Genomic DNA, 7,464 nt, shown 5'->3' on the forward strand with positions numbered 1-7,464 from the left:
CTCCGCAGAGATCATCTCTGCGGAGCCCCCTCTGCGTGTGTCGTCATCGAGTCCTCACGGGGCTCTGCATATCTGTGTGTCCGCGCGGACTCGATGCCGGGGCGGGGGTGCCGCGCATGCCCGCTCGCCTCACGGGGCGGATTCCGCATGACCCTTCGCCCTGTTCGTCCGTGCCGCTGGTCCCGCCGGGTGCGCCCGAGGCGCGGGCCCGGCGGAGCGGCCCGGGGCTCCTGAGGGACGGGCGCCGAGGGGACAGGGGTCCCGAGGAAGTCAGCCCGCGAGCGCGGGCAGATCGTAGTCGACGACGAGGGGAGCGTGATCCGACCAGCGCTCCGCATAGCTCGCGGCACGGTGGACCGTGGCCTCCTTCGCGGCGGCCGCGAGACCCGGCGTCGCCATGTGGTAGTCGATCCGCCAGCCGGTGTCGTTGTCGAACGCCTGCCCGCGCATCGACCACCAGGTGTACGGCCCCTCGACCTCGCCGGCGAGGCTGCGGGCCACGTCCACGTAGCCGGTCTCACCGAAGAACTTGTCGAAGTAGGCCCTCTCCTCCGGCAGGAAGCCCGCCTTCTTGCGGTTGCCCCGCCAGTTCTTGATGTCGAGTTCGGTGTGGCCCACATTCATGTCCCCGGTGATGAGCGCGTGGTCCGCGTGCGCGGCGAGCTCGGGCAGCCGCACGAGCATCCGGTCGAGGAAGCGGTACTTGTCCGCCTGCTTGGGCGTGTCCGCCTCACCGGAGTGCACGTACGCGCTCACGAGCGTGAGGAGGGAACCGTCGGCCAGGCGATGATCCGTCTCCAGCCAGCGGCCCGCCGTGTCGAAGTAGTCGTCGCCGTTGCCCACGCGGACGGCCTCGGGCGCGTCCTTCGAGAGCACCGCCACCCCGGCGCGCCCCTTGGCCTCCGCGTCCGCGCTGTGGACGGTGTACCCGCAGTCCGCGAGGACGTCGAACACGATGTCGTTGGCCGCCCTCACCTCCTGCAGCGTGAGCAGGTCCGGCGCGACCTCCTCCATCCAGGGGCCGATCCCCTTGCGGAGCGCAGCACGGATTCCGTTCACATTCACAGTCGCGATTCTCAGCATGTGCGCATTCTCGCAGAGCCGCGGACCGGAGGGAACGCAGACGCCGGGGGAGCCCTCACGCGTACCGCTCACCCCGGGAACCATGTCAGAATGGCACCGATGCGAGGCATCTCCCGTGGCCGTCCATGACGACGTCGCCGCTGGTGCCGCCTGGTCCGCGCGTATGCTGGGCCCATACCGATAAGAGGAGAAGGTCATGACCGAGAACCAGAGCTTCGAAGCCGACAGCCTCATCATCAGCCCCCTCGATGAACTCGATCCGCTGGAGCTCCGTGAGGAGATCATCGGTGCGCAGGAGAAGTTCTGGGGAGAGCGCGACCTGTCCGCACACCACGAACCCTATTGGTTCCGGCAGTTCGCGGCCGGTGGTCTGATCGCCCGGTACAAGAACGAGATCGTGGGATATCTCCTGGGGGTGTTCCCCAAGGAGGGTCCCTCCTACATCCACCTCGTGTCCGCGCGTCAGGACTTCCGTCATCTGGGGATCGGCCGCCGCCTCTACGAGGCGTTCATCGCCCGGGCCAAGGCGAACGGGGAGGACGAGGTGCAGGCGACCGCTCTGCCGGACAATGCCAACGCCATCGCCTTCCACTCCTCGCTGGGCTTCGAGGGCTCCCGTCTCGAGGACTACGCGGGCCCCGGAGAGGACAGGGTCTTCTTCACCCTCCGCCTCACGGACGAGTGAGCCCTACCTGACCGCTGCGGCCGGCGTGGTCGTCCGGTCAGCGCGATCGCCGGCCGCCGGGCGGCACTGACGCACCGAGGCCCTGGACACGCAGTTCCGCATGTCCAGGGCCTCGGTGCTTCCCGTGCGCATGAGCGGCGTCCAGCGCACCCGCGACTCCCACACACGACACCGCGGGAGCCCCCTCAGGACGGACCGAATCCCTCGGCCCGGACGACCTCCTGCGCGAGCCGACCGTGGCGCTCCAGCTGTGAGGAGACCCGGCTGAGAGGACCTGCGACGGTGAGCCCGGCGACCAGCGCACCGTCGATGTGGACTCCCGTCGCCACCGCGCCCACGTCCGGGACCGTCTCCCCGCGGTTGAAGGCGAGGCCCGTCTCGCGGATGCCCTCGACCTCCGCGAGGAACGCCTCCGCCACCGGCGGGGAGAAGTGCTCCAGGGTGCGCGCACGGTCCTCCGCACCCGCCGCCGCGAGGAACACCTTGCCGGAGCTGGTGGGGAGCAGCGGTCTCCGCTGCCGCAGCCGGGGCGAGTAGCAGACCTCGAAGGCGGAGGGCTCTGCGTGCACGTAGACGACGGACCTCTCCCCCACCCGGAGCGCGAGGGTGACGGTCTCGCCGGTGCGCACGGCGATCTCCTCGCAGGTCTCGCCCAGCAGGAGCGGCAGGGTGGTCCCCGTGGGTCCGAGGAGTGCGTGCACCCCGGCGCCCAGGGCGTACCCGCGGCCGTCCTCGACCAGGTACCCGGTGTGCAGCAGGCCGCGCACGAACCCGTGCACGCTGCTCTTGGGTGCCTCCAGCGAGGCAGCGAGAGCGGACAGGGTCACCGGGGAATCGGCGGCGGCGACTGTCTCCAGGATCGCGACGATGCGCGAGACCGTGCGATGTTCAGCATTCATGGGACGATGATCCCACTGTCCGCCCCGCTTCCTCCCCACCGGTGTCGAGCATCCGCAGCACCTCCGCGCGGTCAGCGTCCTCCCGGCCGCAGTCCGCCGGCCCGGGGCGGTCCATCCCGCTGAAGACCACCGGTGAGCCCACGTGGACGTATTCGCCCTCCTCTGCGTGCACGGCGTGCTCGAGCAGCGGGCGCGAGGACAGATAGGGGTCCTCGCGCACCGCGTCGATCCGGGTGACCCGGTGCGCGGGGATCCCCCGTTCGCCGCACTCCGCCTCGATCTGCGCGCAGGTGCGTCCGGCCGCGTAGTCCGCGAGGACGGCCTCGTAGGTCGCAGGAGCCGCGCTGCGGGCGCGGTTGTCGACGAGGTGGGTGTGCGTGAGGAGGTCAGGACGCTCCAGGAGCTCGCAGAACTGCGCCCAGTTCGCGTCCGAGTAGGGCATGACGCACACCCAGCCGTCGAGCGCGCGGTGCGGTCGGTGCTCCGGAGCGAGGACGCGGGACCACCCGACCTCGCCCTCCGGCGGGGTGAGCGTCTGCCCGCCCATGTGCTCCACCAGAGTGAACGCCGCCATCGTGTCCACCATCGGCACATCCGCCCAGCACCCCGTCCCCGTCGCGCCGCGGCTGTGCAGTCCGGCGAGCGCGGCCTGGGCCATGGACATCCCGCAGACCTTGTCCGCCACGACGTACGGGGAGTAGCGGGGCACCCCGTCCCGCAGGCGATAGGAGTCCGCCAGTCCCGAGGCCGCCTGCACCACGTCGTCGTAGGCCGGAGCGTCCGCGTGTGCGGAGTCGCTCGCGAAGCCCTGCCCCGTGACGAGGACGGCACGGGGGTTGACGGCCTCGACCTGCTCCCAGGAGAGGCCGAACCGCCGCCGCCTGTGCGGAAGGACATTGGTGAGGACGATGTCCGCCCAGCCGATGAGCCTCCGCATCTCCTCCGCCCCCTGCTGCGTCGCGGCGTCGACGACGATGCTCTTCTTCCCCGCGTTGAGGTTCAGCGAGAGGACGCTCGTCCCGCCGGGTCCCAGCAGCCCGATCCGCCTGCCGATGTCGCCGCCCGGAGGCTCGGCCTTCACGACCTCGGCTCCCATGTCGCGGAGGATCTTCCCCGCGTAGGGGGCCATGATCACCGAGCCGACCTCGAGCACCCTCACACCGGCGAGCGGACCGGGGGGCGTGGCGCTCTGCTCTCGTGGGTCCATGTCCTCACCCGCCCATGAGGGTCGGGACGAAGAGCGCGAGCTGCGGGAAGACGAACACGAGCACCACGACGAGGAGCATGCCGACGATGAACGGCACCGCTCCGAGGAAGACCGTCTCCAGGGGTATGCGGCTCGCCCTGGCCGTGACGAAGGCGTTGAGCCCCAGCGGCGGGGTCACCAGACCGATCTCCGCGACGAGGATGACGACGATGCCGAACCAGATGGGGTCGTAGCCGAGGGCCTCGACCAGCGGCAGCGTCACCGGGACGGTGAGGGCGATGATCGCCATCTGGTCCATGAAGAAGCCGAGCACCAGGTAGACGAGCACGAGGCCCACCATGATGAGCGCGGGCGGCACGTCCCAGGCGCCCACTGCGTCCACGACGGCGGGGGTGACCCGCGTCTCCGCGAGGAAGTGCCCGAACACGTGTGCGGCGACGATGATGGCCATGATCATGACGCTGCTGGTCACGGTGCCCACGACGGACTCCCGCAGCGCCTGCCAGCTCGCCTTCCGGTTGACGATCATGATCCCGAGGGCACCCAGGGCACCCACCGCGGCGGCCTCGGTCGCCGTGGTGATGCCGAAGAAGACCGCGCCCACCACCAGCAGGAAGAGGATGCCCACCGGCAGCAGTCCCACCACGGCACGCAGCTTCTCCCCCATGCTGCTGGCCTTCGCCGCCGGCGCCTGGCCGCGCAGCGCCTGCACGTAGACGACGATGCACAGGACGATCGCCATGAGGAGCCCCGGCACGAGGCCGGCGAGCAGGGTCTGCCCGACGCTGGTCTCCGCGGTGATGGCGTAGAAGATGAGCAGGATCGAGGGCGGGATCATCGCCGCGAGCGTGCCCGCGCTCGCGACCGAGCCCGTGGCGAGCTCCTTCGAGTAGCCCTGTCTGACCATCTCCCCCGTCGAGGTGTGGGCCAGGGTCGCAGCGGCCGCCGTCGAGGAGCCGGAGACCGAGGCGAACCCTGCGCCGGCGAGCACGGCGGCGATCCCCGTGCCTCCGCGCACCCGGCCCACCAGCACCCGGGCGCTGACGAAGAGCGAGTTCAGCGCACCGCTGGCGAGGACGAAGTGCGCCATGAGGATGAAGAGCGGGATGGCGGAGAGCGAGAACTTCCCGGAGGCGCTCACGGGGATGACCTCGAAGACCGCGAACGCTCCGGAGACGCCGTCCACCGCGATGAGGCCGAGGAGGCCGGAGACGAAGATCGCGAAGGCGACCGGCACCCGCAGGAGGATGAGGACGAGCAGGAGAAGGGTGATGAGTACGACGATCACGACTCGACCTCCCCGCTGCGCAGGAAGCGCGGTGCGTCGATGAGCGCGACCGCGAGGAGTCCCAGCGCTCCCACCGGCTGCAGCGAGAGCCACACCCAGGTGGGCAGTCCGATGTCCGAGGAACCGGGAGGCGGGGCATCGCCGAGCGCGAACGCCGAGGCCGCCCCGTTCACCCCCGCGACGAGGAGGACGATCGCGGATCCCAGCACGGCGATCAGGGTGACGACGCGGGCCGCCGTCTGGACCGAGGACGGGAGCCGCGAGTACACGAGGCCTGCGCTCACGTGCCCCGCGCAGGCGTACATCCACGGCAGGGCGAGGAACACCGCGCCCGGCATGAGCACGCGCTCCACCAGGCTCACGTTCCAGCCCAGAGGCGAGGCGAAGAGGTACCGCGCCGCGGCCTCGGCGAGCATGAGTGCGAAGAGGACGGCGAGGGCGACGGCCGCGGCGGTCACACTGCCCGCCGCGATCACCCGCACCGCCGGGTGGAGGTCCTTGAACTGCGGTCCGGCGGCGGTGGCGTCCGCCGGCTCCGGCAGGAGTTCCTGCTGTGCGCTCACTTCTCTCCGCTCCTCTCGTCCGCGGGCGTGTCCGCGTCCGCGGAGTGGGCCTGAACGGCCGATTCATAGGCGGTCAGGACCTCCGTGCCGGGGCGGCCGGCCGCGTCCATCGCGTCCGCCCACTCCGCCCGCAGAGGATCCAGCCGGGCGGCGAACTCCTCCTGCTCCTCGGGGGTGAGCTCCGTGAACTCCACCCCGGCGTCCCGCATGAGCTGCTCGGACGCGGGGTTCTCCTCCTCGATGCCCGCGCACAGGCGGTCCGAGGCCTGTTCCCCGGCTGTCCGGATCCTCTCCTGCTGCTCCGCCGGGAGCTGCTGCCATGCGTCCTCCGCGATCACATAGGGGATCGCGAAGCTGCCCGCGTTGAGGCCCTTGGTGGAGTACCCGAGGACCTCCTCGAGCCGATACGGCGTGACGCTCGCGTACGGGAAGGAGATCCCGTCGACGGTGTGGCGGGAGAGCGCCTCGTAGGCATCGGCGGCAGGCATGCTCACCGGAGCGCCGCCCAGTCCCTCCACATTGGTGTCCATCGCCCCGCCGGAGGAGCGGATGGTGAGACCGTCCAGGTCAGCCGGCTTCCTCACCGGCGTCGACACCGTCATGATCTCGTAGCTCGGGATGACCGCCACCCACAGCGGCCGGAGCCCGCGGGGTTCGTACTCCTCGCGGTAGAGGATCCCGTCCTCGTCCAGCAGGTCCCAGAACGCCGCCGAGGCGGTGCACGAGTCCTCCGCCAGGCCCGGCAGGTCGGTCACGCTGGACAGCGGCAGCTGATCGGAGAGGTAGGCGGGAGCGGCAGGGGCGATGTCGATCGCGCCGGCCTGCGTGAGGTCCGCGATGTCGCGCGGTCCGCCGAGCTGACCGGAGGGGAAGTAGTCGATCTCCGTCTCCCCCGGACCCTGCGCGGCGACGTCCTCGAGGAAGCCCTCCACTCCGTAGCGGGCGAACATGTGGGTCGTGGCGTAGCTGTCGGCGAGCGTGAGGGGAGCGGCCCCGGGTCCGCTCCCGGCACAGCCGGAGAGCACCGCGACCGCGGCCGCGGCTCCGGCGAGGGCCGCACGCGCGGGGCGGCGGACGCAGGCTCGCCGGCCGGGGCCGTGTGTGCTGCTCGGCCCGCCGGGGCCGCGGCGGCGCGGTGGAACTCCGTCGTTCTCTGGCACCGAAATACCTCCGTTGGTATTTGCGAATGATCTGTTCACTATCCCGGACGAGCGTAGTGAGGGGCGACCGCCGCGTCAATCCCTGCGGCCCACTCCGCAGACCACGTCGCGGTGCGCGGCGAGGTGGACGCGCATCGCGGCCTCCGCGGCCTCGGCGTCGCCCGCGGCGAGCGCGACGAGCACCGCCTCGTGCGCACGCACCGTCAGCCGGAGCTCGTCCTCGCGGATCCGGAGCGGATCGTCGGTGAGCTCCCGGATGGGGGCCGTCAGTCCGCCGATGACCGCCGCGAGCACGGCGTTGCCGGAGCTCTGCGCGATCAGCGCGTGGAAGCGCGCGTTCGCGTCGAAGAACTCACGCCGGCGCCGCGCCCTCGCCATCACCCGCTGCAGGTCCCGCAGTTCGTCCAGTGCCTCCGGGGCCATGCGGACCGCGGCCAGGGCCGCACACCGGGGCTCCACCTCCAGCCGCGCCTCCGCGAGGTCCCCGGAGGGGAAGCCCGCGGTCCCGACCGCATTGCGCAGGGCCTCAGTGACGCCGCGCGAGCCCGGCCCGGTGACGAAGGTCCCCCCGCCCCGGCC

8 protein-coding genes are annotated in these 7,464 nt (G+C 71.2%); 1 reads left to right on the forward strand and 7 read right to left on the reverse strand.

Features of this window, described 5'->3' with window-relative positions; translation table 11 throughout:
• Window positions 1–270: 270 nt before the first annotated feature.
• The gene (locus Q0A33_RS16390; protein ID WP_291799417.1) at window positions 271–1,083 is read right to left on the reverse strand and encodes an exodeoxyribonuclease III; all 813 of its coding nucleotides are present in this window, start codon (window positions 1,081–1,083) and stop codon (window positions 271–273) included.
• A gap of 196 nt (window positions 1,084–1,279) precedes the next feature.
• On the opposite strand from Q0A33_RS16390, the gene Q0A33_RS16395 reads away from it, so the two are divergent.
• Window positions 1,280–1,768 carry a GNAT family N-acetyltransferase gene (locus Q0A33_RS16395; RefSeq protein ID WP_291799420.1) on the forward strand — a complete coding sequence of 163 codons (489 nt, stop codon included), beginning with the start codon at window positions 1,280–1,282 and terminating at the stop codon, window positions 1,766–1,768.
• A gap of 185 nt (window positions 1,769–1,953) precedes the next feature.
• On the opposite strand, the gene Q0A33_RS16400 is transcribed toward Q0A33_RS16395, so the two are convergent.
• From Q0A33_RS16400 to Q0A33_RS16425, 6 genes are all read right to left on the reverse strand, one after another.
• Window positions 1,954–2,667 carry a helix-turn-helix domain-containing protein gene (locus Q0A33_RS16400; protein ID WP_291799423.1) on the reverse strand — a complete coding sequence of 238 codons (714 nt, stop codon included), beginning with the start codon at window positions 2,665–2,667 and terminating at the stop codon, window positions 1,954–1,956.
• Entirely contained in the window at window positions 2,657–3,874 is a 1,218-nt protein-coding gene (locus Q0A33_RS16405; RefSeq protein ID WP_291799426.1) for a CoA transferase, read from the reverse strand. Before Q0A33_RS16405 ends, Q0A33_RS16400 begins: the two co-directional genes overlap by 11 nt.
• A gap of 4 nt (window positions 3,875–3,878) precedes the next feature.
• Window positions 3,879–5,162: a TRAP transporter large permease gene (locus tag Q0A33_RS16410; protein WP_291799429.1), complete on the reverse strand. Its 1,284-nt coding sequence runs from the start codon at window positions 5,160–5,162 to the stop codon at window positions 3,879–3,881.
• Window positions 5,159–5,725 (reverse strand): TRAP transporter small permease, encoded by a 567-nt coding sequence (locus Q0A33_RS16415; protein WP_291799432.1) that lies wholly within the window; start codon window positions 5,723–5,725, stop codon window positions 5,159–5,161. The genes Q0A33_RS16410 and Q0A33_RS16415 overlap by 4 nt, the downstream gene beginning before the upstream one ends.
• Entirely contained in the window at window positions 5,722–6,885 is a 1,164-nt protein-coding gene (gene dctP, locus Q0A33_RS16420; RefSeq protein WP_291799435.1) for a TRAP transporter substrate-binding protein DctP, read from the reverse strand. Before dctP ends, Q0A33_RS16415 begins: the two co-directional genes overlap by 4 nt.
• A 75-nt stretch (window positions 6,886–6,960) precedes the next feature.
• A partial coding sequence (locus Q0A33_RS16425) for an FCD domain-containing protein (protein WP_291799437.1) occupies window positions 6,961–7,464 on the reverse strand: 504 nt, incomplete at its 5' end.

The organism is Brevibacterium sp. (genome assembly GCF_022712115.1).
Lineage (GTDB): Bacteria > Actinomycetota > Actinomycetes > Actinomycetales > Brevibacteriaceae > Brevibacterium > Brevibacterium salitolerans.

Bases quoted from the DNA above. Each gene is read 5' to 3' on its own strand.
- Q0A33_RS16390 (WP_291799417.1), bottom strand. From the start codon at position 1,083: ATGCTGAGAATCGCGACTGTGAATGTGAACGGAATCCGTGCTGCGCTC.
- Q0A33_RS16395 (WP_291799420.1), top strand. From the start codon at position 1,280: ATGACCGAGAACCAGAGCTTCGAAGCCGACAGCCTCATCATCAGCCCC.
- Q0A33_RS16400 (WP_291799423.1), bottom strand. From the start codon at position 2,667: ATGAATGCTGAACATCGCACGGTCTCGCGCATCGTCGCGATCCTGGAG.
- Q0A33_RS16405 (WP_291799426.1), bottom strand. From the start codon at position 3,874: ATGGACCCACGAGAGCAGAGCGCCACGCCCCCCGGTCCGCTCGCCGGT.